The organism is Streptomyces sp. NPDC058008 (assembly GCF_042886395.1).
Lineage (GTDB): Bacteria > Actinomycetota > Actinomycetes > Streptomycetales > Streptomycetaceae > Streptomyces.
The window spans coordinates 159,491-184,132 of sequence record NZ_JBHVQX010000017.1 but is presented as its reverse complement, the minus strand read 5'-3'; the positions used below and the strand labels follow the sequence as shown (position 1 = coordinate 184,132).

The window sequence follows — 24,642 nt, the reverse complement described above, 5'->3', positions numbered from 1 at the left end:
ACACGTCACGGATGGTGACGTCAGCGGGCGTCGTCCGGCAGGAGTCGCGCGAGCGTGCGCACGGCCCGGTACTGCAAGGTCTTGATCGCACCCTCGTTCTTCCCCATGACCCGGGCGGTCTCGGCGACCGAGAGGCCCTGGAGGAATCTCAGGGTCACGCACTCCTGCTGCTGCGGGTTGAGCCGGCGTACGGCTTGCAGGAGTGCGGCGTTGGAGAGGGACTCCAGGACGGAGTCCTCGGGGCTCCGCGCGACCTCGTTGGCGTCGAGCATTTCGCCGGTGGTCACTTCCAGTCGGAAACGACTGGATTTGAAGTGGTCGGCGACCAGGTTGCGAGCGATCGTGACCAGCCAGGCGCCGAAGTCACGGCCCTGCCAGGTGAAGGTGGAGATGCGGCGCAGTGCGCGCAGGAAGGTCTCGCTGGTGAGGTCCTCCGCCGTCGCCTTGCCTCCCACGCGGTAGTAGATGTACCGGTACACGGTGTCGCTGTACTGGTCGTACAGGCGCCCGAAGGCGTCGGCCTCGCCGGCCTGTGCGCGCTCGACGAGGTCCATCATGCGCGCACTGTCGCTGTCGGCCGTGGGCCGGCGGACGGCGGGTGCGGTCGCGGTCGCGGCGCCGCGGGTGGTGCGTCTTCCGACGGCCGCGCTGCGTTCGGCCAGGGCGTAGCAAGGGCCGGCAGGTACAGGGGTGGCGAATTGGGGGACGGCGTACGCGGTGGGGACGAAGCCGCGCAAGAGGTCGAGGACCGTTGCGCGCAGCGTAGCCAGGCCCGAGGTGTCAACCCCGACGTGTGGGTACACGGGACTCCCAGAGGCAGAGCTTCCATCACGTGCAGTTCGAAAACCGTCACTCGTGGTAGCGGGTGGCGGGTTCTTTGTGCGTCTGAGGAGAATAACGCTTCGTACAGGCGGTGCTACACCCAGTTGCTCAAATCACCGGTTACGTCGCTTCCGTAACCTCTAAGTGACGGTTCAAGTGGCACATCGTGACCAGTTATTGATCGAATGGCTTCGCGATCTGCCTACGGCGGCAACGGGTTGTGGTCGCCCGGACGCAACGCGACTGGCCGGGGCGATGGGTGTCCCCGCCCGGTGTTCCGCTCTCGATTGGGTGTACGTCCCCGGGCGTGCCGCTTCCGTGCGCGCGAAGGCTCCGTACGGAGGTGCCGTACGGAGCCTTCGTCGCGCGTGGGCGGGGTCGCGGGCCCCCGGGTCAGCGGCGGCGGCGGTGGAGCGCCACGGCGGCGGCGGTGCCCCCGGCGAGGGCGCCGACGCCCGCCGCGGCGGGGATGCCGACCTTGGCCGCCTTGCGGCCGGTGCGGTAGTCGCGCAGCCGCCAGTCCAGCGAGCGGGCGTGCTTGCGCAGTTTGGAGTCCGGGTTGATCGCGTAGGGGTGCCCGACCAGGGAGAGCATCGGGATGTCGTTGTGCGAGTCGCTGTAGGCCGCGCAGCGCTCCAGGTCCAGGCCCTCGGCCGCCGCCAGCGCCCGGACGGCCTCGGCCTTCGCCGGGCCGTGCAGGGGTTCGCCGACCAGCCGGCCGGTGTAGACGCCGTCGACGGACTCGGCGACCGTGCCCAGGGCGCCGGTGAGGCCCAGGCGGCGGGCGATGATCGTGGCGGTCTCCACCGGGGCGGCGGTGACCAGCCAGACCTTCTGGCCCGCGTCGAGGTGGGCCTGGGCGAGAGCGCGGGTGCCGGGCCAGATGCGGTCGGCCATGTATTCGTCGTAGATCTCCTCGCCGATGGACATCAGCTCGGAGACCCGGTGGCCCTTGACGATGGACAGGGCGCTGTCGCGGGCGTCCTGCATGTGCTCCGGGTCCTCGACGCCGGCCAGCCTGAACCAGGCCTGCTGCCAGGCGAACCGGGTCAGTTCGCGGCGCTGGAAGAACTTCCGCTTGTACAGGCCGCGGCCGAAGTGGAAGATCGCGGCGCCCTGCATGACGGTGTTGTCGAGGTCGAAGAAGGCGGCGGCCCGGGTGTCCCCGGCCACCGGGAAGGGGGGCTCCCCCTCTTCCTCGGGGGCGGTCGGCAGTTCTTCGGCGCCGGCCGGAAGTGCCGACTTCCGCGCGGCCTCGGCTGCGGCCTCGCCTGCCAGCACGCTGCGTGCCGTGGCGGGGCGCCTGCGGGGGGTGAGCCATCCAAGTGCGGCCATGTCGTGAGCATAGCCACTGTGCCCGTCCGTTCCCGACCCGGCGGGATGCGGCGGTGTGAACTCTCCGGAACCGGGGCGTTAAACGGGTGATCCCGTGCCCCGGCGCGGCCCGGCCGGGTCCGGCGGGAGGCGCAGAATGAAGGTATGAGTGCTCTGCTGCGTCGTACGAAGAAGAAGCCCGCGGACCGGGTGGTGACCCTCGTGGGGAAGCCGGGGTGCCACCTCTGCGACGACGCGCGGGCGGTGGTCGGCGCGGTCTGCGAGGAGACCGGGGCGACCTGGGTGGAGAGGGACATCACCCAGGACGAGGCGCTGCACGCGGAGTACTGGGAGCAGATCCCGGTGGTCCTGATCGACGGCGAGCAGCACACCTTCTGGCGGGTGGACCCGGCGCGGCTGCGCACGGCTCTGCGTACGTGAGGGGGCTTCCGTGATGAAACCCGGTTAACATCATGGGCGTTTTGAGTGGTCTCGGGGGCGTGGACATGAGGAGTGTGTACCGTCTTGCCCCCTTCGGGCCTGCAACGGGCTGATGGCGTCCCCGGTTCCGGGATGGTGCCGGGAATATGCGTGACCCCGGTCACTTTGACCAGACAAAACGGACACTATCTTTGTGCACGCGTTCACAAAGACATAGCCTGCTGTCGACGGGGCGGTCATAGGACATACGGCCGCCTGCAGCCCCGCTCATCCCGCAGGAGCACCGTGGCAACTGGCCGAACTCACCGACCGGCGACCCGTAGCCGAGGAATTCCCGAGGCCACCGTCGCCCGGCTTCCGCTGTATCTCCGCGCACTGACAGCGCTCTCCGAGCGCTCGGTACCCACGGTTTCCTCCGAGGAACTCGCCGCGGCGGCGGGGGTCAACTCCGCCAAGCTGCGCAAGGACTTCAGCTACCTGGGCTCCTACGGCACGCGCGGTGTCGGGTACGACGTCGAGTATCTCGTCTACCAGATCTCCCGTGAACTCGGGCTCACCCAGGACTGGCCGGTCGCGATCGTCGGCATCGGTAACCTCGGCGCGGCCCTCGCCAACTACGGCGGGTTCGCCTCCCGTGGTTTCCGGGTCGCGGCACTGATCGACGCCGACCCCGCCATGGCGGGTACGCCGGTGGCCGGGATCGCCGTCCAGCACACCGATGAGCTGGACCGGATCATCAGCGACAACGGTGTGTCCATCGGCGTGATCACCACTCCGCCCGGCGCGGCCCAGCAGGTCTGCGACCGGCTCGTCGCCGCGGGTGTGACCTCCATCCTGAACTTCGCTCCGACGGTGCTCTCCGTGCCCGAGGGCGTCGACGTGCGCAAGGTCGACCTCTCGATCGAGCTGCAGATCCTCGCCTTCCACGAGCAGCGCAAGGCCGGCGAGGAGGCCGCCGCCGACGGCAGGGCGGCCGTGGACGCCGACGAGGACGAGGCGCCGCCGATGCGCGCCAACCCCGCCGGCCGGAAGGGACCTGACGGGGACATGCCCGCCGTGATGCCGGCATGAGTCTCCTGGTCGTGGGGCTGAGCCACCGCAGCGCCCCCGTCTCCGTGCTGGAGCGGGCGTCGCTGGCGGCCGAGGCCCGGACGAAGCTGCTTCAGGACACCCTCGCCGCGGAACCCGCGACCGAGGCCGCCGTCCTGGCCACCTGCAACCGCATCGAGCTGTACGCGGACGTGGACAAGTTCCACGCGGGTGTCGCCGAGCTGTCCACCCTGCTCGCGCAGCACAGCGGGGTCGGGCTGGACGAGCTCACCCCTTATCTCTACGTGCACTACGAGGACCGTGCCGTCCACCACCTCTTCTCGGTGGCGTGCGGGCTGGACTCGATGGTGGTGGGCGAGGGCCAGATCCTCGGCCAGATCAAGGACGGTCTGGCGCTGGGGCAGGAGCTCCACACCGCGGGCCGGCTGCTGAACGACCTCTTCCAGCAGGCCCTGCGGGTCGGCAAGCGCGCCCACAGCGAGACCGGCATCGACCGGGCCGGGCAGTCGCTCGTCACCTTCGGCCTCGAACAGCTCGCCGACGGTGCCGAGGTCGCGGGCTGGGCGGCCGGGAAGCGCGCGCTGGTGATCGGCGCGGGCTCGATGTCCTCGCTCGCCGCCGCCACCCTGGCCCGCGCGGGCGTCGAGGAGATCGTCGTCGCCAACCGGACCCGGGCGCGGGCCGACCGGCTCGTCGAGATCCTCGGCCAGACCGGTGTCCCGGCGGCGCGCGCCGTCGGGATGGGCGAGGTCGCGGACGAACTGACACGTGCCGACGTCGTCGTGTCCTGCACCGGCGCGACGGGTCTCGTCCTGACCGCGGAGGCGGTCGCCGCCGCGCTCGGCGTCGATTTCGACACCGCGGAGCAGGCACCGACGGCCCCCGCCGCCCCCGCACCCGACGCGCTGGACCAGCACGCGGCGTGGGTGGAGAACGGCACGGCCACCACGGCCGCGCAGGCCCGGGCCGTACGCCGGGTGCCCGCGCGTCCGGCCGGCACCGGTCCCGCCCGGCTCCACCTGCTCGACCTCGCGATGCCGCGTGACATCGACGGAGCGGCCCACCGCGTCGCCGGTGTGCGCCTCGTCGACATCGAGTCGCTCGCCGAGGCGTCCGCGGACGCCCCGATGGCCGCCGATGTGGACCAGGTGCGCACCATCGTCGCCGACGAGGTCGCCGCCTTCGGGGCCGCGCAGCGCGCCGCCCACATCACCCCGACCGTCGTCGCCCTGCGCACGATGGCCGCCGATGTGGTGGCCGGCGAGATCGCGCGGCTCGACGGGCGCCTCCCCGACCTCGACGAGAAGCAGCGCGCCGAGATCACGCAGACCGTGCGCCGCGTCGTCGACAAGCTCCTGCACGCGCCCACCGTGCGGGTCAAGCAGCTCGCCAGCGAGCCCGGCGGCGCCGGGTACGCCGATGCGCTGCGGGAACTCTTCGACCTCGACCCGCTGACGGTGGCCGCCGTCTCCCGGGCAGACCTGAACGACCCGAATAGAGGGCGGTCATGACCGACAACTCACCCCTGGGCGGGGAGACCACCACACCGCTCCGGCTAGGCACCCGGCGCAGCAAGCTCGCCATGGCGCAGTCCGGCATGGTGGCCGATGCGGTCCGCGAGGTGACCGGGCGTGCCGTCGAGCTCGTCGAGATCACCACGTACGGGGACGTCTCCCGGGAGCACCTCGCGCAGATCGGCGGGACCGGTGTGTTCGTCGCGGCCCTGCGTGAAGCGGTGCTGAGCGGTGAGGTGGACTTCGCCGTCCACTCGCTCAAGGACCTGCCGACCACGCAGCCCGAGGGCCTCGTCCTGGCCGCCGTGCCGCCGCGCGAGGACCCGCGCGACGCGCTGGTGGCGCGGGACGGGCTGACCTTCGAGCAGCTTCCGCCCGGTGCCCGCATCGGCACCGGTTCGCCGCGCCGCATGGCGCAGCTCAACGCGTACGCCCGCTCGCACGGCCTCGAGATAGAGACCGTCGCGATCCGCGGCAACGTCGATACGCGCATCGGTTTTGTACGGAGCGGGGAGCTGGACGCGGTGGTTCTCGCCGCCGCCGGGCTCAGCCGCCTCGGACGCACGGACGAGGTCACCGGCTTCCTGCCGGTGGACACCGTCCTGCCCGCTCCCGGCCAGGGAGCACTGGCGATCGAATGCGCTGAAAGCAGCGCGGACCTCGCCGCAGCCCTCGCCGAGCTCGACGACCCGTACACCCGGGTCGCCGTGACCGCCGAGCGCGCCCTGCTCAACGCCCTGGAGGCCGGCTGTTCCGCACCTGTGGGTGCGCTGGCCGATCTCCTGGCCGACGGGCAGGTTGTCAACGAACTGCGCCTGCGCGGTGTCGTCGGTTCGACCGACGGTACTTCCCTGGTGCAGCTGTCCATCACCGGTCCCGTCCCCACGTCGCACGACGACGCGGCGGCCCTCGGTCGCGAGCTCGCGTCCGAGATGCTCGCCAAGGGTGCGGCCGGTCTTATGGGGGAGCGAGCACTTTGAGCCCCACCGGCCCTGTCGTATCCGACTTCCCTGTCCTGTCCTCAGGGCATGTCACCTTCCTCGGCGCCGGTCCCGGCGACCCGGGACTGCTGACGCTGCGCGCGGTCGAAGCGCTTGCGAGCGCGGACGTCCTTGTAGCGGAGCCGGACGTCCTCGACGTCGTTCGCTGCCATGCGCGGGCAGGGGTAAGCACGCCTGAGATGACGGTTGTTGACATGGCGTCAACACCTGCTGGAGTACCCGTCCTCAGGGATGCCGCCAATCTTGTCATGGAGGCCGCGAAGGGCGGCAGGCGGGTGGTGCGTGCCGTCACGGGCGACCCCGGCCTGGACGGCGACACGGGTGCCGAGATGCTCGCCTGCGCCGCCGCGGGTGTGCCTTTCGAGGTTGTGCCCGGCATCGCCAACGCGGTCGGTGTACCCGCGTACGCCGGTGTGCCGCTGCGCGACGCGCAGGGCGCCGACGTCCGCTTCGTGGACGCCCGTACGGCTTCGGACCGCTGCTGGTCCGAGGTCGGTGCGAGCGATGCGACGGCCGTCGTGTCCACGTCGCTCGACGCGGTCGCCGCTGCCGCGGGTGAGCTGGTCTCGGCCGGGCGCAAGCCCGACACCCCGCTCACGGTCACGATCGCGGGGACGACCACCCGCCAGCGCACCTGGACGGCGACCCTCGGGACGATCGCCCAGGTCCTGAAGCAGGCCAAGGTCCTCCCGTCGCCGGACGGGCACCGGCCCGTCATAGCCGTGGTCGGGGAGCGCAGCTCAGCCGCCCAGCGCGACCAGCTCGCGTGGTTCGAGTCCAAGCCGCTGTTCGGCTGGAAGGTGCTCGTGCCGCGTACGAAGGAGCAGGCGGCGTCGCTCTCCGACCAACTGCGTTCCTACGGTGCGGTGCCGCACGAGGTCCCGACGATCGCCGTCGAGCCGCCGCGTACGCCCCAGCAGATGGAGCGCGCGGTCAAGGGCCTGGTCACGGGCCGCTACGAGTGGATCGCCTTCACCTCGGTGAACGCGGTGAAGGCCGTGCGGGAGAAGTTCGAGGAGTACGGGCTCGACGCCCGTGCCTTCGCCGGGATCAAGGTCGCGGCCGTCGGTGAGCAGACCGGTGCCGCACTGGTCGACTTCGGTGTGAAGCCGGACCTGATGCCGTCCGGTGAGCAGTCGGCCGCCGGTCTGCTGGAGGACTGGCCGCCGTACGACCCGGTCTTCGACCCGATCGACCGGGTGTTCCTGCCGCGCGCGGACATCGCCACCGAGACCCTGGTGGCCGGACTCATCGAGCTGGGCTGGGAGGTCGACGACGTCACCGCGTACCGCACGGTCCGTGCCTCGCCGCCGCCGGCCGAGACCCGGGAGGCGATCAAGGGCGGCGGTTTCGACGCGGTGCTCTTCACCTCGTCCTCGACGGTCCGCAACCTGGTCGGTATCGCGGGCAAGCCGCACAACGTGACGGTGATCGCGTGCATCGGCCCGGCCACGGCGAAGACCGCGGAGGAGCACGGCCTGCGGGTCGACGTCCTGTCCCCGGAGCCTTCGGTCCACAAGCTGGCCCAGGCGCTGGCGGACTTCGGTGCGCAGCGCCGGGACGCGGCCAAGGAGGCCGGTGACCCGGTGACCCGGCCGAGCGAGCGGCGCCCCGGTGCGCGGCGGCGCCGGACGACCACCTGAGGCGGACGACGCGTGTGCGGGCCCGGCCACTCCTTCACGGAGCGGCCGGGCCCGCGGTCGTTCCCGGTGGTGACGCCGGACGGGTCTCCGTCAGGCGGCGCCCCGGCGCCGGGCGGTCAGCTGGACGGCCTGGGCCGCGCCGGGCTGTTCCAGCAGCATGTTCCCGGCCTCCTGTCCCTGGTGGTGGATGCGGAGCCGCGGGCCGTCGGTGATGACCCGCAGTTCCGGCCAGGGGTGTTTCCACAGCAGCTCGGCGCGTTCCCACATCTGGAGCCCGCGGTCCGTGACCCGCAGGTGGTACTGCGGGCCTTCGTGGGGCGAGGGCGGGGTGTGCTCGGTGTACGGGGGCCGTACCGCGTAGGTGCCGAGCACCTGTTCGCCGGGGTCCAGCTCGTTGTCACGGATGGCGTCCATCCGGCCGATGCGTGATCCGGCCCAGCCCGCGAGGGCCGCTGCCGGTACGGCGAGAGTCAGCACCAGCCACCAGGGCACTCCGGTTCCCAGGCCGGGGCCGAGCACGGCCACCGCGGCGACGAGTGCCGCGGCCGCGGCGCGTTTGGACGCGGTGCGGCGTATGCGGCCCGCGTGGTCCTCGGTCATGTCGTTCCCCCCACTGCCCGGCCTTCCGCGGTCCCCCCCGGGGTGCGGTTCAGGGCGTCGTCCTGCCCCCACCCTAGGCGCCCGGGGCCGGGCGGGTGCGGGCCGCCGCGGAAGGCTCCCGTCGTGGGTGCCGGGCCGCCGGGGTCAGGCGGTCCCGGCCGCGTCCGTGCGGGGCGGTGCGGGGGCGGCCGGGCCCGTCACCGGGGGACGGTGAGCACGATCTTGCCCTGGACGTGGCCCTGGGCGGCGCGTTCGTGTGCCGCCCGGGCGTCCGCGAGCGCGAACGTGCTGTCGATCGCGACGCGGACCGTGCCTGTGTCGAGCAGGCGCCCCAGCTCGGCGAGCTGCGCGCCGTTCGAACGGACCTGGGTGCCCGTGACCGTGACGCCCAGCTCCGTGTTCTCCTGGTCGTCGAACTCGCCGAAGAACACGGGGAACTGGGACCCGCCGCGCTTGAGCGTGCGCAGGAAGCGCCTGCTGCCGGGGCCGCCGACGGCGTCGAGCACCAGGTCGGCGCCGCGTACGAGGTCCTCGGGGCGGTTCCTGGTGTAGTCGATGAACTCGTCGGCCCCGAGCTCGCGCAGGAACGATTCGTGCGTCCCCGACGCCACCGCGATGACGTGCGCGCCCTTCCATTTCGCCAGTTGCACCGCGAAGTGCCCCACGCCGCCCGCAGCGCCGTTGACGAGGACCCGCACGCCCTCGCCGAGTGGTACCGGGCGGTGCTCGGCGGCCTGGAAGGGGGAGGGGTGGTCGTGTCCGAGCTCGATCAGGAACTGCCACGCGGTGAGCCCGGCCATGGGCGCCCCGGCCGCGTGCACGTGGTCGATGCCGGCCGGCTTGAGCGCCAGGTCCGAGGCGGGCGCGGCCACGTACTCGGCGTAGGCGCCGCCGTCGAAGCTCGGGAAGCGGAGGAGGCCGAAGACCTCGTCCCCGGGGGAGAAGCCGTCCACGTCCGGGGCGACGGCCTCGACGACGCCCGACACGTCCGTCCCCGGGATCACGGGCAGGGTGAACTCCGGCCTCGTCTCCGGGGGCAGGTCGGCCATCCCGTCGCGCAGGTACCGGTCAGGGGGGTTGACGCCGACCGCGTGGACGCGGACGAGCACCTCGCCCGGGCCCGGCTCGGGGACCGGTACCTCGTCCTGGCGCAGGACCTCGGGGCCGCCGTGCTCATGGAGGCGGATCGCCCTCATCGTGTGTGTCGGCATCGTTCTTCTCCTGCCCGCGCTGCGGGATAGGCTGATTCGGATCAGCGATCCATATAAGTGGATCACTGATCCAAATATATGGACCACTGATCCGGATAGTCAAGGGGGCAGGGACGGATGCGGGCGGACGCCAGGAAGAACCGCGATCACGTGCTCGCCGTAGCGGGCACCGCCATAGCCGAGCAGGGCGTCGAGGTGTCCCTGCGCGACATCGCGCGCCGGGCCGACGTCGGACTCGCGACGCTGCTGCGCCACTTCCCGACGCGCGAGGCGCTGCTCGACGCCCTGCTCCGTACGAGCTTCGACGAGCTGACGGCGCGGGCCGAGGGGCTGGAGGCGTCCGGCTCGCCCGGGGACGCGCTCGTCTCGTGGCTGCGTGACTGCGTCGCGTGGACGACCGAGTACCGGGGGGTGACCGTGCTCATGGCGGCCGCCATCGAGGACCCCGACTCCGCGCTGCACGCCTCCTGCGTCACCCTGCGCGCGGCCGGTGCGCGGCTCCTCGCCCGCGCCCAGGCGGCGGGCGTGGCGCGGGAGGACATCGACGGCGCCGATCTGTTCGGGCTGGTGGCGATGCTCGCCTGGCTCGGCGACCAGGCCTCCCTCGCGCCGCGCGCCGGACGGCTCTTCGAGGTCGTCGCGGGCGCGATCCTGACGGGCGGGGCGGGCGGAGAGCGGTGACGCCGGGTGGAGGCGCCGCCTCCGGGCCGCCTCCCCGACGGCGGCCCTTTTTTCCGGCTGGGTTGTCGGTAAACCGGTGATGTGTGCGGGTCTAGTCTCGAAGGATGACCGATTACGGAAACTTTCCCGGCTCGCGGCCCCGCCGGCTGCGGACGACCCCCGTCATGCGGCGCATGGTCGCCGAGACCCGGCTCGCCCCGGCGAACCTGATCCTGCCGGCGTTCGTGCGTGAGGGCATCGACGCGCCCGTCGCCATCTCGGCCATGCCGGGGGTCCAGCAGCACACCCTGGACACGCTGCGGAAGGCCGCCGTCGAGGCGGTCGCGGCGGGCGTCTCGGGGATCATGCTCTTCGGTGTCCCGCTGGACGGGAAGAAGGACGCCCGGGGCACGGCGGGCACCGACCCGGAGGGCATCCTCCAGGCGGGTCTGCGGGCGGTGCGGGAGGAGGTCGGTGACGACCTCGTGGTCATGTCGGACCTCTGTCTGGACGAGTACACCGACCACGGTCACTGCGGGGTGCTGACCGAGGACGGCCGCATCGACAACGACGCCACCCTGGAGCGGTACGCCGAGATGGCCCAGGTGCAGGCGGACGCGGGCGCGCACATGGTGGGCCCCAGCGGCATGATGGACGGCCAGGTCGGAGTGATCCGTGACGCGCTGGACCAGACGGGCCACGAGGACGTGTCGATCCTCGCCTACACCGTGAAGTACTCGTCCGCCTTCTACGGCCCCTTCCGCGAGGCCGTCGGCTCCTCGCTCCAGGGCGACCGCAAGACGTACCAGCAGGACCCGGCCAACGTCCGCGAGTCGATGCGTGAGCTGGCGCTGGACCTGGCGGAGGGCGCCGACATGGTCATGGTCAAGCCGGCCGGCCCGTACCTGGACGTCCTCGCCAGGGTCGCCGACGCGGTGGACGTGCCGGTCGCGGCGTACCAGATCAGTGGTGAGTACGCCATGATCGAGGCCGCCGCGGAGAAGGGCTGGATCGACCGGGACGCGGCGATCCTGGAGAGCCTGACGGGCATCCGGCGCGCGGGCGCGCAGATGATCCTGACGTACTGGGCGACGGAGGTCGCGCGGAAGCTCGGGCACTGAGCCTCGCGGAGGGTCTGGGAGCGGGGCACGACGAGTCGTGGCCCGCTTTCGCCGCATAGAGAGCTTTTGGAAGCGGTCGTTCCAGCTGCCTCCTACCAGGAGGCCTTGGCCGGGGTTCTGGAGTTCCTGATCACGCCGGAGCCAGGGCTGGAACCCGAGCAGGCCCCCCGCAAGCAGCGGTTCATGTATCACTCAGGTCTGATCCGCCAGGCTTTCTCTCTCTGCCCGACCGATCAGCGAGTGCAGGATCTGCTGCCCGACATCCGGTTCTTCGAGTCCGTGCGGAAGTCGCGGGAGAAGTACACGGCCGACGAGCGGCAGGAGCAGGACACGGCCACAGCGGCGGACGTGGAGCCGCTCATCGCGCAGCTCCACGCCTCGGTCATCGCCGCCGACGGTGTCGTGGACATCTACGACGCCGCCGGCCTGACCAAACCGGACCTGTCCCATCTGGACGAGTCACTCCTGCGGAAGCTCCAGGCGTCCAGGCATCCGAACCTGGCTATCGAGGCGCTGCGGCGGGCGTTGCTCAAGGAGATCCGGGACGCCCATCCTCGCAACCTGACGCGGCAGGAGAGCTTCACGAGCCGGGTGCGGGCCGCGATGAACCGGTACACGAACGGGCTCCTGACCGCCGCCGAGTTCATGAAGTTCCTCATCGAGCTGGCACAGGAGGTGTCCGCCGACCGGGGCCGGGCCGAGACGCTCGGGCTGACGGAGGACGAGTTGGCCTTCTACGACGCCCTGGCCGCCGATCCTTCCGCGGTCGAGCAGATGGAGGACTCGGCTCTCGCGCGGATCGCGCACGAGCTGTACGAGCAGATCCGCAAGGACGTCACCGTCGACTGGAAGCTGAAGGAGCAGGCCAGGGACCGGATCATGGCCCGGGTGCTCCGGCTCCTGCGTAAGCACGGATACCCGCCGGACAAGCAGTCGGCGGCGATCGAGCGGGTCTTGAAGCAGGCGGAGGACCTGGCGGAGGCGATGGCGTGAGCCCCGGTGCCCGAAGCTCGGGTTTCGGGCACCGGGGTTCGAGGGGCGAGCTTCGGGAGGGGTGCGATCACTCTCCCGGGGGACGTTCCGGGAGGCGCGGGCCCGGTGCTTGAGCTTCGGGATCCGGGCGGCGGGATGCGGGCTTCGGGATTCGAGCGCCTTCTTTGCCCGGTAGGGAGAAGAGGGTTCGGGTGAACCTCCCCGACCTCCCTGACCCGTCACGGCCAGCAAGTATGACTAATCGTGACCAACTTGCAGCGGAGTGTCGCGACTGCTTACGGTGCGGAAACAGAACGACCCCGACACGGTGCTAGCAACACCAGGCCGGGGTCTCACCGCAAGATCGAAAGAGCGATCCCGTGGCTATCCAGCACCTTAGCTCCGCCCCGAGCACTCCCACCTCCTCGCGCCCGTATCCGATGGCCAGTCCCGGCTACGGCAAGCGATCCGCGCCGGACCAACGGCCGCGCTGCGCCGACGACTTCATGCTGCTACCGCTGCGGGAGCGGAACATCGCCGGGTTCATCGACCGGCTTCCCGAGGGCGCGGCGATGGACGTCAAAGGGCTGGCGAAGCAGTTGCCGCTCTACGGTCAGCAGGCGGTCGGCTCGGCCCTCAAGGCCCTGTCCGTCGCCGGGTATCTGCGCCGTGTGCGCTGCCTGGTGACCGGTGAGGGCGGCCAAGTGCGCTGGGTCTTCCGCACGTTCTGGTCCCGCACGGCCCGCGACAACGAGTGGTGGGGCGCGCTGATGGCTGCCGAGGTCCAGCGGGCGGCCGCGCCCGGGCCCGTGGCGGTCGTTGCCCCTGTGGCCCCTGCCGCAGCCCCGGTCGTGCCCGAGCAGAGGGCGCGGGAGCGGGAGCCGGTCCCCGAAGGGCACTCACCCGCGTACGCGGCCTTGGCGCAGCTCGGCCGTGCTGATGCCCGGCTGGCGCTCTCCGCCGCCGACTGTGCGGTCCTGGAGCCGCTGGCCGCCGAGTGGTTCACGCGGGGAGTGGACGCCGACTACCTCGTCCGGGCGCTTGTCGCCGGGCTTCCCGCCGGGGTCGGCTCACCGGTCGGCCTTGTCCGCCGCCGCCTCACGGACAAGATCCCGCCCCAGCTGCCCACCGCCCCGGTGCCGCCCGCACCGGGTACGCCGGTACGGCGGGTGATGATGGAGTGCACCAAGTGCGGTGTGCCCGGACGCGCCGAGGCCCTTCCTGATGGCCTCTGTGGTGCCTGTCGGGAGCCGGGTGAGGGGGCACCGGACGTCCCTGTCGAACTGCCTGCGGAACGGGACGTGCGTGCCTACGTCGCCGAGCTTCGCGATCTGCTCAAAGCGCCCTGAACGCCTTGCCCGTCCGGTCAGCTGCCGGCCGCGAACGCGGCGAAGGCCGACCAGGCGGTGGGAGCGACGGTGAAGGTGGGGCCTTCGGGGTTCTTGGAGTCGCGGACGTGGACGGCGGTGGGGTGCGTGGCGACTTCGAGGCAGGCCCCGCCTTCGCTGCCGCTGTAGCTCGACTTGCGCCAGTTGTAGGCGACTTCGAGGCAGGCCCCGCCCTCGTCGCTGCTGTAGCTGGACTTGAACCACTCAAGTGCGGTGCTCATAGCTCTCCTAGCAGCCGGTCCAGCAGGCCTTTCGTGTCCTCGATGTTCAGAGCCTGCGTTCGCAGCATCGCATACTTCTGCGCCAGGATGCTGACCTCATCCGGGTCGGCGACCAGTTGGCTGCCGCGCTGGGTTTCCGTGTAGCCGAGATGTTGGTAGTCCGGTGTTTCGAGCAGGATGAACGGGCCGTCGAGCGCCGCGTGAGTCTGGCGGCCGAGGGGCATCACCTGGAGTGTGATGCCCGGCAGAGAGGTGCAGGTGCGCAGGTGGCGGAGCGTATCCGCATGCACCTCATCACCACCGAGGCGGTCCCGAAGGATGGCCTCGGAAACGATGAAGCTGATGGTCGGCGGCACGGTGCGGTGCAGGATGCCTTGACGGTCGGTGCGCGCCAAGACCTGTGCTTCGATCTCGTCTTTGCTGATCACCGGAACCTTGCTGCGGAACACCGCCCGCGCGTAGCTCTCCGTCTGGAGCAGCCCCGGCAGTACCTGGTTCTCGAACCAGGACAGCGCCAACGCCTCCCGCTCCAGATCCATGTACTGCTCCGCCCACGCGGGGATCAGGTCCACCTCCGGCATGTTGTCCACCGCCGTCTCCAGTGCCCCCTTCGTGTCCAGCAGTACGTCCAGGCGTCGCGCCAGGTCGGGGAGGAGTGTGCGGCGGCCCTGTTCGATGGAGGCGATCGTCTCCACCTGTACGGCTGCCCGGTCCGCGAGCTGGGCCTGGGTCAGGTCCGCCGTGACGCGGAACAGGCCGACCAGCTTGCCGACGAGCTTCATGGCGGACGCGTTCCTGCGCTGCCGATTCCTGGGGTGCATACGGTGCGGCCTCCCCGCCCTGGTGTGTACTTCACGCGTCGGCGACCCGTACAGGAGATCTGTACGTGCTCACCCACTGCTGAACGATAGGCACAGAGAGTGACGCTCGTCTCATGAACGAGACGATGCAACTCTCGCTGTTCCGTGAGCGCTTCTGCCGGCGTGAACGCCGCTCGGTTGCTGCGGTACGGGAGTTCACGCGCGAGGCCGTGACCGACTGGGGGTTCGGGGCGCGGCTCGACGACGTGCTGGTGTGCGTGAGTGAGCTGGCGACGAACGCGCTGCTGCACGGGGTGCCGCCGGGGCGCGGGTATCTGGTCCGGCTGAGGCTGGAGGCGGAGGGATGCGCGCTGTCCGTGGAGGTGCACGACAGCGGGGGCGGGGTGCCTGCGGTGGGGCGGCCGGACGGTGAGTCGGGGCGTGGGCTGCTGCTCGTCGACGCGCTCGCCGATCGGTGGGGTGTGCGAGAGCGGGATCCCGGCAAGGTCGTGTGGTGCGCGTTCACGCGGGGTCGTCCGTCGAGCGTGGAGTCCGACGGTTCAGGACACGAGGCCCTGGCGGTAGGCGTAGACGACCGCCTGGACGCGGTCGCGGAGCCCGAGCTTGGTGAGGATGCGTGAGACGAAGGTCTTGACCGTCTCCCGGCTGATCACGAGGGACGCGGCGATCTCGTTGTTGGAGAGGCCGTCCGCGATGAGGCGCAGGACCTCCAGTTCGCGCGGGGTCAGCGGGATGCCGGCGCTGTTGTCGTCGGTGGGGCGGATCCGGGCGGCGTACCGGCCCACCAGCTGGCGCGTCACCTCGGGGTCCAGGAGGGCTGCCCCCGCCGCCACGGTCCTGATGCCCTGGAGCAGCCGGTCCGGCGGGGCGTCCTTGAGGAGGAAGCCGCTGGCGCCCGCGCGCAGCGCCTCGTAGACGTACTCGTCCAGGTTGAACGTCGTCACCACGAGCACCTTGACGGGGTGCTCCACGCCGGCCCCGGCCAGCAGCCGGGTGGCCGCGATGCCGTCGAGCACCGGCATGCGGATGTCCATGACGACGACGTCCGGGCGCAGTCTCCCGGCGAGGTCGACCGCGGTCCGTCCGTCCCCGCACTCGCCGGCGACCTCCAGGTCGGGCTGGGCGTCGATGATCGTCGCGAGCCCGGTGCGGATCAGTACCTGGTCGTCGCAGATCAGGACACGGATCGGCTCGGTCACGAGGGGCTCCCGGCGGGTATGCGGACCCGGACGGTGAAGCCGCCGTCCGGCTGCCCGCCCGCGCTGAAGTCGCCGCCCAGCACGTCGACGCGCTCGCGGAGACCGGCCAGGCCCCGCCCGCTGCCGCCGGTGTGCGGGGCCCGGGTACCGGAGCCGTCCGTGCTGACCTCCACGGAGATCTCCCTTTCGCTGTGCCGCACCGTGACCGAAGTGGCGCTGCCATGAGCGTACTTGAGGGCGTTCGTCAGGGACTCCTGCACCACCCGGTAGGCGACGAGGTCGGCGCTGCCGGTCGACTCGGCGGGTGTTCCCTCCTCCGTGAACTCCACCGGCTGCCCCGCACGCCGTGTCTGTTCGACGAGGGTGAGCAGGCGGCCCGCGGCCGGGGTCCTGTCGCCGGTGCCGTGGTCGGGGTTCAGCAGGTCGAGCAGGTGCCGGAGGTCCGTGATGGCCCGTCGGCCGGTGTCCGTGACGGCCGTCAGGCTCTGGTCGAGGCGGTCGGGCGCGGCGGTCAGATAGCGTGCCGCCTCGGCCTGCACGACCATCGCCGTCACGTGGTGGGTCACGACGTCGTGGAGTTCGCGGGCGATGCGGGCACGTTCGGCGGTGCGGGTGTCCTCGGCGACGCGGCGGCGGCGCTCGGCCTCCGTCGCCCGGGTGTTGCGAAGCCACACCCCGATGCCCCAGGCGAGTGCCACGGCCAGGTAGAACGTCACGAACTCGCTCACCGGGTCTCCCGGGCCGAGCCGGTGGAGTGCGACCGCCAGCGGGACGTACGCCGCGGAGAGGACGATCGCGGTGGTCCGCCGGCGGTGTTCCACGAGGGAGGCCACGCTGATCAGCGCGATGGGCAGGGCGGTGCCCGCGAGCGTGTGGTAGCCGCGGAGCTGGTCGAGGGCGAAGCCGAGCGACACCACGGTGAAGCAGACGACCGGCCACCGCCGGCGCCCGGCGAGCGGAAGGCACTGAAGGGCGACGGCCGCGACGGCCAGGGCGTCGAAGGGGCGGTCCGGCAGGCTGCCGAGCTCCGTACCGTTGTTGCGGAACCCCGGCAGGAACGACGCGACGAAGAGCAGCAGTGCCAGGGGTGCGTACCAGAGTGCGGCGTGCGGCCGGCGCCGGAGTTCCGGGATCCGCGGGAGTCCGGTCATCGGGGGAGTGTAGTGGCGGCGGCCCTGTCGGCGCGGCGGCGGGGCACCAGGTTGCCGCGCCGGTGGGCCAGCCACAGGAACGCGGCGGTGATGAGGGCTCCGAACACCACCGAGTACAGGCTTCCTTCGGGGCCGAAGTCGCCGCCGGTGACCCAGGCCGGGCCCGACGTCACCGTGTCCAGCAGTCCCTGCGGGGTGTTGTTGCCGGAGACCTCGGTGCTGAAGATGCCGGCCGCCGCGAAGTTCCAGCCGAAGTGCAGGCCGATCGGCACCCACAGGTTGCGGGTCGCGGCGTAGGCGGCGGCGAGCATCCCGCCGGCCTCGATCGCGATGGCGACGGCGCCCCACAGGTCGGCGTTCGGGTTCAGCAGGTGCGAGGCGCCGAACAGCGCGCCGGTCAGGGCCAGGGCTATCCAGGTGCCGGTCCGTTCCTCGATGATCCGGAACAGGACGCCGCGGAACATCACTTCCTCGGTGACGGCGGCGGCGGCCATGAAGCCGATCAGCCCGGCCGCGCCGCTGGGGGAGCCGAGGCCGTTGATCTCGTAGTGCGCGTTGAAGTAGATGTTCGTGATGACGGCGCCGAACATCGCGACGCCGATCAGCAGCCCCCGGCCGAACGCGGCCCCGGCGCCGTCGAGGGCCACTTCGGTGGACGGGCGGTGCTCGGTGCGGCGCACCACCCAGCCGTAGACGATCACCGCGAGGACCGCCGTCACGAGCCCCACGAGGAGGGTGAGCCAGGGGTTGCCCTCCACCGCGGTGATGGCCTGACCGCCCGTCATGGCGACCAGTACGACGGCCAGCAGTTGCCAGATGAACCTCATGAACGCTCCTTCGGAGGATCCGCGGCCGGGGTGCCGCGGCGCCTCGAACGCTACGGATCCGCAGGTCATGAAGCGTCACCTCACGGTGGACACCCTCGTGTAGCTCGCTCGGGGGACAGACGCCGGCCGACTCGCTCCCGATGAGCGGATCCTGATGCCTGATGCCCGAGCCCGATGCGTGGAGCCCGATGCCCGGAGCCCGGAGCTCGCAGCCGAGCGCTGGGCGCGGCCGGGTCACTCGCCGGAGGGAGGCGTGAGGCGTGAGGCGGGGCGGGGCCGCCCGGGGGCCGGCGTTCCGGTTCCGGGCCGCCGCTGTGGGCACTCCGTCCGGGCCGCCGCTGTGGGCACTCCGCCCGGGCCGTCGCTGTGGGCACTCCGCCCGGGGCGCGGGGAGCCTCGCCCGTCGAACGGTTCGTGGAGCGGCCCGTCGAACGGGACGTGGGGGCCTGTGCCGCCGGACTGCACGGTCGGCTCACGGCCCCGTGACAGCCGGAGCCCGCCCCAGGGCGCGGGTGCCCCCAAGCCCGTCCCGGGGCGCGTGGGTCCGGTCCCACGGGGGCAACCGGAGGTTCATCCCGGGCGCGGGTGCCTGGAGCCGCCGACCGCCGGTTTCCTCGGCCGCCGAGCGGTTCATCCCCGGGCGCGGGTGCCCGGACCCGGCGGGCGACCGGAGGTTCATCCCGGTGCGCGGGTGTTCAGGCCCACCCGGCACCCGGAGTCCAGCCCCGGGCGAGAGTGTTCAGCCTCATCGGGTACCCGGAGTCCGGTCCCGAGCACGGGTGTTCAGCTTCACCCGGCACCCGGAACCCAGCCCCGGGCGTCAGCCTTCAGTCCCACCAGAACACCCAGGCCTCCTGGCCCAGCAGGTGCTTGTCGGCGTACTCGCGCAGTCCGTCCGGCGGCCCGCTGTCGATGGTGTCCGGGCAGAAGGCGAAGTGCTCCGCTGCCAGGGCGTACGCCTCGGCCTCCGTGGTGGGCGGGCGGCCCACGGAGACCTTCATCGTGTCGAAGCCGAGCGCGACCACCCTGATGTCGAACCGGTCCTCCCAGGAGCGCAGCACCGCGCAGAGGCGGGCCACGTCGTTCTCGTGGTTGAGCGGCCCGGACCAGCCGATCGCCGCGGGAATGTCCGCGCTGCGCCGGGCGGGTACGAGCGCGGGACGTGCCGTGTCCGCGATCATGTCGGCTATCCCGGCCGCCAGTTCGTCCGGGGTCTCGGGGGTGCTCGCGGCGGGGACGGGGGCCAGCCCCGGCCAGGGCGCGGCCTCCTCGATCTCGTCGTCGGCGTACGCCTCCCAGTTCTCGCTGAGGACGTCCTCGGCGTCGTGGTCGCCGGGGTAGGTGGTGTCACCCGGCCGCAGCTGCCAGTCCCGGGGGCCCTCGTCGCGCCGCCCGCCGTCGATCAGCACCGGGAGCAGGCCGAGCGGACGGCCCGTGGCCCGCAGTCGGGACCAGTCACCCGGCTGTGCGGGCGCGTCGGCGTACCAGAGGAGGGGCTCGTGCCACGGGCCGTCGACGGTGGTGTCCACGAGTGTCCCGGCGGGGAGGTCGAGCCGGGGCAGCTGATTCGGGAGGGTTGCCATGTGGATCAGCCTAGGTACCGCCACTGACAGCGCCCGGTCCTGCGTGACCCACCGTTCCCGAAGCCCTGTTCAGCGCGTCAGGAGCGTTCCGTGAGGAGTTCGAGTCCAGTGCGTCAGGCGCGTTCCGTGAGGCGTTTGAGGGCCGCGAGGTCCGCCGCCACCGCCTCCGCGTCCCGCCGGAACTCCTCGGCGCTCACGCCGGCCCTGCGGCGCAGTGTGAACACCACCTCGCAACCGTCCCCGTCCGCGATCACCCGCACCGGGTTGTGGACGGTCTCACCGGAGGGCAGCGTGACGTCGTGGTCCAGTACGCCGTAGTCGTTCCGGGGTGCGAACTCGACCACGACCCGGCCCATGGGGGAGTCGGCGACCCACCGGCCGTCGGTCTCCTCGATCGAGGTCCCCAGCCCGGCCGCCCACTCGGGAAGCCGGGACGGATCCGACGCGTAGGCGTAGACGGCGGAGGCGGGGCTGTCGATGCGGACGCTGAGGTGACGGGACTCGGTGCCTGACGTGGTGTTCATGGGCGCGACGCTACCGAGCGGCCGCCGTGCTGTCCTGAACGGATCGGTCACGGCACCCCGACTCCTCCGGTCAGGCGAACGAGGGCCAGTCGACGAGGCCCGTGAAGGCCACGAGTGCCGCACCGACCACGGCGGGCGCGGATACGGCCAGAACCCTCCGCCTCACGTCCTGTTCCCGGCGCCGGGGCACGGCCCAGCTCGCGGCGAGGACGATCAGGGCGAGCACGAGTCCGGTGCACAGGACGGGCCACGCGGTGTGGAACGAGTCGTCGAAGCGGTGGGCCTGAGCACCGTTGCAGGGGTCGCACGCCATGGGGGACAGGCCGCCGTAGAACAGGGCGAAGAAGGCGGCGGGCAGGGTCACGACCGTGGAGACCAGCGGCGCGACCCAGGTGTACGGGGCGCGGGGGCCGAGGAGTTCATCCGACATGTGTACGAGTCAACGCGGGTGCGCGGCACGGCACATGAGTGGTCGTACTCAGGTCCCGGCAGGTGGTGAGCCCCGCACCGGCGGGCGGCGATCTGCGCCGGGTGCGCCCCGGCGTGCCCGGACGGGGCGTACGCGCCCGCCGATGCGGTGAAAACCACGCTGTACAGGGGCATTTGCTGGATTCCGGGATGATCATGGCCCTCGATCGATCTTTGGCAGCGTCATCGAAGGGGACACCAGTGACCGACAGCAGGACCGAGAAAGCCAGGGAAGCCGCCGGGGCCATCGGGCTGGTGACCCCGGTGAGCAGGCCGGCGGCACCCCAGGCGCCCTCGGCCGACGAGGAGTGGCAGCTTCCGTACGGCAGCGCCCGGGTGTACTACGGCGAGGGCGCCCGAGGCGTGGTGCGGCCCGTCGTCCTGGCCGACGGGTTCAACGTCGGGCCGTCCGACTTCGACTGGCTCTGGGACGGGCTGGAGAACGGGCGGTTCCCGTTCATCAGCGAGCTCCGCCGCCGTGGCCGCACGCTGGTCCTGGTCGGGTTCAACGAGCGCAGCGAGTCGATCCTGCGGAACGCCGAGACGATGACCGCCGCCATCATGCGGACCATCGCGGAGCAACTGGGCGACACCCGGCTGCTCGTGGGCGGGTTCAGCATGGGCGGCATCGTCGCCCGGTACGCGCTGGCGAAGATGGAGACGCAGCGCATGGACCACCGGACCGGTGTCTACGTGTCGTTCGACAGCCCGCACCGCGGGGCCTGGGTGCCGATCGGACTCCAGGCGGCCGCGCACTACCTCGCCGCGGTCGACGACACCTACCTGCGGCAGATCAGCAGCCCGGCGTCGCAGCAGATGCTCTGGCGCTACCTGGACAGCATGGGCGGCACACCGCAGGAGAGCCCGCTGCGCACGGAGTTCAAGGAGCAGCTCCGCCGCGTCGGCGAGTGGCCCCAGATCCCGCTCAAGCTGGCCGTGGCCAGCGGGCGCGGGAACGGTGAGGGCAACGGTGTCCGGGCCGGGGACAAGGCGCTGAGCTGTTCCGGCCCCCTCTTCGACGGCACGTACTTCCTGGCCCAGGCGCAGGGGGACCCGGTGGAGGTGGCCGTGCTGAACGGGATCCTCGGCGGGCCGCACACGATCACCACCAGCGGCTTCCCCGAGCTGGACGGGGCGCCGGGCGGGACGCTCGGATCGTTCGGCATCGTCGGCGACGCCCTGGCCGCCGCCGGTGAGAACGTCGACGTCACGCACCGCTCCGTGTGCTTCGTGCCGTCCGTCAGCGCGGTCTCCGTGCGCGACCTGGACAAGCAGGAGGACCTGTACGCCACCATCGACGAGCTGTCGCCGGAGGAGTTCGACCTCGACGACTACGTGCTGTCCTCGGAGAACGAACCGCACGCGGCGATGACCGCCGAGGTCGGTGAGTGGGTCCTCGACCGGCTGCCCGACTGAGCGGCCCGCCGGGGACGCGGACGGAGCGGGCGTGACACCGGGACCACGGTGTCACGCCCGTCGGCGCGGTCAGTACATGAGGGCGTCGTCCATGCTGGTCTGCCAGTAGGTGACGGCCAGCGTGCTGTCGACGTGGACCTCCTTGCCCAGCGGCACGTCCACCATGTCCCCCTCGGATTCGCCGTCGGCGTTCTGGAAGCCGACGGACAGCTCCGCGGTGGAGTAGCCGCCCGTGCCGCTGCCGTCGGCGGACGAGGTCATGACGCCGGTGTAGGCGGACCGGCCCGGGGACACGACCACCACGGACTGCGGCACGCTGTCCTCGAAGGCCCGGGGGACGGACTGCGCCTCACCGAACTTCAGGAACGGGTAGGAGTAGGCGTAGCAGGACTTCGAGCCGGTGTTGGTCACCGTGAGCAGCATGTGGTTGACGGGGCGCTTGACGCTGGTGATCGTGAGCTTGGTGTTCGCGCCGGTGCAGGCGGGCAGGGACCCGCCGCTGCCGCCGCTGCCGCCCTTCCCGGCGTCCTGCGGCTGCTTGCCGGAGGACGCGTCCGGGGTGGAACCGGAATCCTTTTCCGCGCCCGGAACGGGACCGGAGGAGCCGGGTCCTTCGGTGGTCCTGGCGTCCGTGTCCGATGCCGGGGCGGCCGACGTGCCGTCGCCCGGCTGCGGGGCTGCGGTGCCGGTGGGGCCGTCGGGGCCCGCCGCGTTCGCCGGGCCGTCGCTCTGGCAGGCCGTCAGGGACAGGGCGGCGACCACCGCGGCGGTGCCGAGGACGGCGGTGCGGGCGGCGCGGCGGAAGTGGAGGGTGCGCATGAGTCTGTTCTCCCCGTTCGAAGGTGCTGGGTGCCCGGGGCGCCGTTTGGCTCCCTGAGGTGCGGGCGGGTGTACTGGTCGGTGACGCGTGATCCGTGGCGTCACAGGAGTGCGATGACGATCGCGACGCAGGCGATCAGGACTCCCGTGGCGACCACGTCGGTCAGGCTGAGGTCAGGTCGAGTACGCACGGCGGCTCCCGGGACGGGTGTGGGTGGGAAGGTGTGGTCGCGGGGAACGCCGCGGTGTGACCACATCCTTTCCAGGCTCTTTCGGCCGTCGCAACGGTTGCCGCGGCACCTGGGACGCTGGAACGTTCGCACGTGCTCCGACCTGCGAGGACATCGCTTCCCTGGAACGCCTTTCCGGGAAGGAACGGAAGGGAACCGGTCGGGGTGGCCACAGAGATCGAGGACTTCGCGGAGCTGCTCAGGGGGCTGAAGGAGCGGTCCGGGCTCAGCTACGGGGCGCTCGCCCGGAAGCTCCACCTGAGCACTTCGACCGTGCACCGCTACTGCAACGGCGACGCGGTTCCGCACGACTACGCGCCCGTCGAGCGCTTCGCGCGGGTGTGCCGGGCGTCCGGCGACGAGCTGATGGCGCTGCACCGGAAGTGGATCCTCGCCGACGAGGCGAAGAGGCGGGGGACGCGGAAGGAGTCGGGCGGCGCCCCCGGGACCGTCGCCCCCGGGACCGTCGCGTCCGAGCCCGCCGATCCGGCGGCGGACGCTCCCGCGCCGGCCGTCCCCGGGCGCGCCGCTCCGGAAGACGCCCAGGCCCGTGCCGAAGCGGAACCGGAACCGGAGCACGAACCGGAACCACGAAACGAGGCAGAACCGGAATCCCGGCGCGGAGCGGAGTCCGCTGTGCGGGACGTGACACCCGAGGGGGAGCGCCCCGGCACCGTGCCCGCTCCCCGTCGGCGTACCTCCAGGAGAACGCGCGTCCTGCTCACCGCCGTGGCGGTCGTGGCCCTCACCGTTCCCGCGGCCCTCGCCGTACGCGGTCTCGGCGACGACGGGCCGGCCGACGACGGGCGGACGGACGCGGCACCCAGCCGCACGGCGGTCGTCCCCAGCGGGGGTACGCGCGCGCGTCCGAGCGGCAGTACGGAACCGAGTGCGAGCGGCAGCCCGTCGGCCACGCCCGGCCGGTCCGACCCGCCCGCCGCCGGGGACCGCGCGTCCGCCACGCCCTCGCCGTCGTCGGGCGGGCCGCAGGACGGTGGCGTACCCGTGCACGCCGCCATCAGCTCGTACAACTGGGAGGCGCCCTGCGGGCAGTACTACCTGCTCGACCAGGAGCCCGACGACGTGCCGCCGCCGCCCGCACCCCAGGACACCCGGGGCTGGGCGCGGGCGCTCGACGGGGTGGACGGGGGTGCGATGAAGCTCGAACTCACCCTCCAGGGGTCGTCCGGCGAGGCGGTCGTGCTGCGCGGGCTGCACGTGCGGGTGCTGGCGCGCAACGGGGCACTCGCCCGGTCCGCGTACTCGATGGGCAACGGCTGCGGGTCCGGCATCACCCCGCAGAGCTTCGACATCGACCTGGACGACGGCCGGCCGCGGGCGAAGCCCGTCGCGGGGGAGCACGCGGGCGAGGTCGTCCCGGCGAAGGACTTCCCGTTCCGGGTGAGCTCCACCGACGTCGAGGTGTTCAACCTCGACGCGCACGTGGAGGGGCACGACGTGACCTGGTACCTGGAGCTGGAGTGGACCAGCGGCGGCCGGAGCGGGACCCTGCGCATCGACGACGGGGGCAGGCCGTTCCGTACGAGCAGCCTCACGGCCCGGCCGGAGTACTACTACCGCCCGGACACGGCCCAGTGGGTCCCGGCGGAGCACTGACGGGGGCCGGTCCCGTCCGGACCGGCCCC

24 protein-coding genes and 1 pseudogene are annotated in these 24,642 nt (G+C 71.8%); 12 read left to right on the top strand and 13 right to left on the bottom strand.

Annotation, left to right across the window (positions count from 1 at the left end; translation table 11 throughout):
* Nucleotides 1–20: 20 nt before the first annotated feature.
* Nucleotides 21–803 (bottom strand): ECF subfamily RNA polymerase sigma factor, BldN family, encoded by a 783-nt coding sequence (locus ACFVS9_RS19415; protein ID WP_383117121.1) that lies wholly within the window; start codon nucleotides 801–803, stop codon nucleotides 21–23.
* 412 nt (nucleotides 804–1,215) lie between these two features.
* Nucleotides 1,216–2,157: an HAD family hydrolase gene (locus tag ACFVS9_RS19410; protein ID WP_383117120.1), complete on the bottom strand. Its 942-nt coding sequence runs from the start codon at nucleotides 2,155–2,157 to the stop codon at nucleotides 1,216–1,218.
* A gap of 144 nt (nucleotides 2,158–2,301) precedes the next feature.
* On the opposite strand from ACFVS9_RS19410, the gene ACFVS9_RS19405 reads away from it, so the two are divergent.
* From ACFVS9_RS19405 to ACFVS9_RS19385, 5 genes are all read left to right on the top strand, one after another.
* Entirely contained in the window at nucleotides 2,302–2,577 is a 276-nt protein-coding gene (locus tag ACFVS9_RS19405; protein ID WP_383117119.1) for a glutaredoxin family protein, read from the top strand.
* Between the two features lie 285 nt (nucleotides 2,578–2,862).
* Nucleotides 2,863–3,648: a redox-sensing transcriptional repressor Rex gene (locus ACFVS9_RS19400; RefSeq protein ID WP_383117118.1), complete on the top strand. Its 786-nt coding sequence runs from the start codon at nucleotides 2,863–2,865 to the stop codon at nucleotides 3,646–3,648.
* Nucleotides 3,645–5,138 carry a glutamyl-tRNA reductase gene (locus ACFVS9_RS19395; RefSeq protein WP_389933859.1) on the top strand — a complete coding sequence of 498 codons (1,494 nt, stop codon included), beginning with the start codon at nucleotides 3,645–3,647 and terminating at the stop codon, nucleotides 5,136–5,138. Before ACFVS9_RS19400 ends, ACFVS9_RS19395 begins: the two co-directional genes overlap by 4 nt.
* The gene (gene hemC, locus ACFVS9_RS19390) at nucleotides 5,135–6,121 is read left to right on the top strand and encodes a hydroxymethylbilane synthase (protein ID WP_383117116.1); all 987 of its coding nucleotides are present in this window, start codon (nucleotides 5,135–5,137) and stop codon (nucleotides 6,119–6,121) included. The genes ACFVS9_RS19395 and hemC overlap by 4 nt, the downstream gene beginning before the upstream one ends.
* A complete protein-coding gene (locus ACFVS9_RS19385) occupies nucleotides 6,118–7,785 on the top strand; it encodes a uroporphyrinogen-III synthase (protein WP_383117115.1) in 1,668 nt (555 codons plus the stop codon). Before hemC ends, ACFVS9_RS19385 begins: the two co-directional genes overlap by 4 nt.
* A gap of 90 nt (nucleotides 7,786–7,875) precedes the next feature.
* On the opposite strand, the gene ACFVS9_RS19380 is transcribed toward ACFVS9_RS19385, so the two are convergent.
* Together ACFVS9_RS19380 and ACFVS9_RS19375 are read right to left on the bottom strand one after the other, a co-directional pair.
* Nucleotides 7,876–8,385: a hypothetical protein gene (locus ACFVS9_RS19380; protein WP_383117114.1), complete on the bottom strand. Its 510-nt coding sequence runs from the start codon at nucleotides 8,383–8,385 to the stop codon at nucleotides 7,876–7,878.
* Nucleotides 8,386–8,582: 197 nt separating this feature from the next.
* Nucleotides 8,583–9,596, bottom strand: coding sequence for an NADP-dependent oxidoreductase (locus ACFVS9_RS19375; RefSeq protein ID WP_383117113.1), 1,014 nt, complete (start codon nucleotides 9,594–9,596; stop codon nucleotides 8,583–8,585).
* Nucleotides 9,597–9,713: 117 nt separating this feature from the next.
* Between ACFVS9_RS19375 and ACFVS9_RS19370 the strand changes: the two genes are divergently transcribed.
* The 4 genes from ACFVS9_RS19370 to ACFVS9_RS19355 all read left to right on the top strand — a co-directional run bounded on the left by ACFVS9_RS19370 (nucleotide 9,714) and on the right by ACFVS9_RS19355 (nucleotide 13,698).
* Nucleotides 9,714–10,277, top strand: coding sequence for a TetR/AcrR family transcriptional regulator (locus ACFVS9_RS19370; RefSeq protein ID WP_383117112.1), 564 nt, complete (start codon nucleotides 9,714–9,716; stop codon nucleotides 10,275–10,277).
* Between the two features lie 104 nt (nucleotides 10,278–10,381).
* Entirely contained in the window at nucleotides 10,382–11,377 is a 996-nt protein-coding gene (gene hemB, locus ACFVS9_RS19365; protein WP_389933854.1) for a porphobilinogen synthase, read from the top strand.
* Nucleotides 11,378–11,443: 66 nt separating this feature from the next.
* Nucleotides 11,444–12,370, top strand: a complete 927-nt coding sequence (locus ACFVS9_RS19360; protein ID WP_389933851.1) for a DUF3387 domain-containing protein — start codon at nucleotides 11,444–11,446, stop codon at nucleotides 12,368–12,370.
* A 419-nt stretch (nucleotides 12,371–12,789) separates the two neighbouring features.
* Nucleotides 12,790–13,698, top strand: a complete 909-nt coding sequence (locus tag ACFVS9_RS19355; protein WP_389933848.1) for a MarR family transcriptional regulator — start codon at nucleotides 12,790–12,792, stop codon at nucleotides 13,696–13,698.
* Between the two features lie 17 nt (nucleotides 13,699–13,715).
* On the opposite strand, the gene ACFVS9_RS19350 is transcribed toward ACFVS9_RS19355, so the two are convergent.
* Nucleotides 13,716–13,958 carry a DUF397 domain-containing protein gene (locus ACFVS9_RS19350; protein ID WP_389933845.1) on the bottom strand — a complete coding sequence of 81 codons (243 nt, stop codon included), beginning with the start codon at nucleotides 13,956–13,958 and terminating at the stop codon, nucleotides 13,716–13,718.
* Entirely contained in the window at nucleotides 13,955–14,740 is a 786-nt protein-coding gene (locus ACFVS9_RS19345; RefSeq protein ID WP_389933842.1) for a Scr1 family TA system antitoxin-like transcriptional regulator, read from the bottom strand. The genes ACFVS9_RS19350 and ACFVS9_RS19345 overlap by 4 nt, the downstream gene beginning before the upstream one ends.
* A 152-nt stretch (nucleotides 14,741–14,892) precedes the next feature.
* On the opposite strand from ACFVS9_RS19345, the pseudogene ACFVS9_RS19340 reads away from it, so the two are divergent.
* Nucleotides 14,893–15,288: pseudogene (locus tag ACFVS9_RS19340) on the top strand (ATP-binding protein); the annotation flags it as partial.
* A gap of 30 nt (nucleotides 15,289–15,318) precedes the next feature.
* Here ACFVS9_RS19340 and ACFVS9_RS19335 read toward each other — a convergent pair.
* The 6 genes from ACFVS9_RS19335 to ACFVS9_RS19310 form a co-directional block, all read right to left on the bottom strand.
* Nucleotides 15,319–15,978 (bottom strand): response regulator, encoded by a 660-nt coding sequence (locus tag ACFVS9_RS19335; RefSeq protein WP_383117105.1) that lies wholly within the window; start codon nucleotides 15,976–15,978, stop codon nucleotides 15,319–15,321.
* Nucleotides 15,975–17,129, bottom strand: a complete 1,155-nt coding sequence (locus ACFVS9_RS19330; RefSeq protein ID WP_383117104.1) for a sensor histidine kinase — start codon at nucleotides 17,127–17,129, stop codon at nucleotides 15,975–15,977. Before ACFVS9_RS19330 ends, ACFVS9_RS19335 begins: the two co-directional genes overlap by 4 nt.
* Nucleotides 17,126–17,956: a CPBP family intramembrane glutamic endopeptidase gene (locus ACFVS9_RS19325; protein ID WP_383117103.1), complete on the bottom strand. Its 831-nt coding sequence runs from the start codon at nucleotides 17,954–17,956 to the stop codon at nucleotides 17,126–17,128. The genes ACFVS9_RS19330 and ACFVS9_RS19325 overlap by 4 nt, the downstream gene beginning before the upstream one ends.
* A gap of 827 nt (nucleotides 17,957–18,783) precedes the next feature.
* Nucleotides 18,784–19,539 (bottom strand): DUF4253 domain-containing protein, encoded by a 756-nt coding sequence (locus tag ACFVS9_RS19320; RefSeq protein WP_389933837.1) that lies wholly within the window; start codon nucleotides 19,537–19,539, stop codon nucleotides 18,784–18,786.
* A gap of 113 nt (nucleotides 19,540–19,652) precedes the next feature.
* Nucleotides 19,653–20,063: an SRPBCC family protein gene (locus ACFVS9_RS19315; RefSeq protein ID WP_383117101.1), complete on the bottom strand. Its 411-nt coding sequence runs from the start codon at nucleotides 20,061–20,063 to the stop codon at nucleotides 19,653–19,655.
* A gap of 70 nt (nucleotides 20,064–20,133) precedes the next feature.
* Nucleotides 20,134–20,493, bottom strand: coding sequence for a hypothetical protein (locus ACFVS9_RS19310; RefSeq protein ID WP_389933834.1), 360 nt, complete (start codon nucleotides 20,491–20,493; stop codon nucleotides 20,134–20,136).
* A gap of 239 nt (nucleotides 20,494–20,732) precedes the next feature.
* Here ACFVS9_RS19310 and ACFVS9_RS19305 point away from each other — a divergent pair, with 239 nt between their 5' ends.
* The gene (locus ACFVS9_RS19305) at nucleotides 20,733–21,947 is read left to right on the top strand and encodes an esterase/lipase family protein (protein ID WP_383117099.1); all 1,215 of its coding nucleotides are present in this window, start codon (nucleotides 20,733–20,735) and stop codon (nucleotides 21,945–21,947) included.
* A gap of 69 nt (nucleotides 21,948–22,016) precedes the next feature.
* On the opposite strand, the gene ACFVS9_RS19300 is transcribed toward ACFVS9_RS19305, so the two are convergent.
* Nucleotides 22,017–22,766 (bottom strand): DUF4232 domain-containing protein, encoded by a 750-nt coding sequence (locus tag ACFVS9_RS19300; protein WP_389933831.1) that lies wholly within the window; start codon nucleotides 22,764–22,766, stop codon nucleotides 22,017–22,019.
* A 395-nt stretch (nucleotides 22,767–23,161) separates the two neighbouring features.
* On the opposite strand from ACFVS9_RS19300, the gene ACFVS9_RS19295 reads away from it, so the two are divergent.
* Nucleotides 23,162–24,613, top strand: coding sequence for a helix-turn-helix domain-containing protein (locus tag ACFVS9_RS19295; RefSeq protein ID WP_389933829.1), 1,452 nt, complete (start codon nucleotides 23,162–23,164; stop codon nucleotides 24,611–24,613).
* The last annotated feature ends 29 nt before the right edge of the window (nucleotides 24,614–24,642 follow it).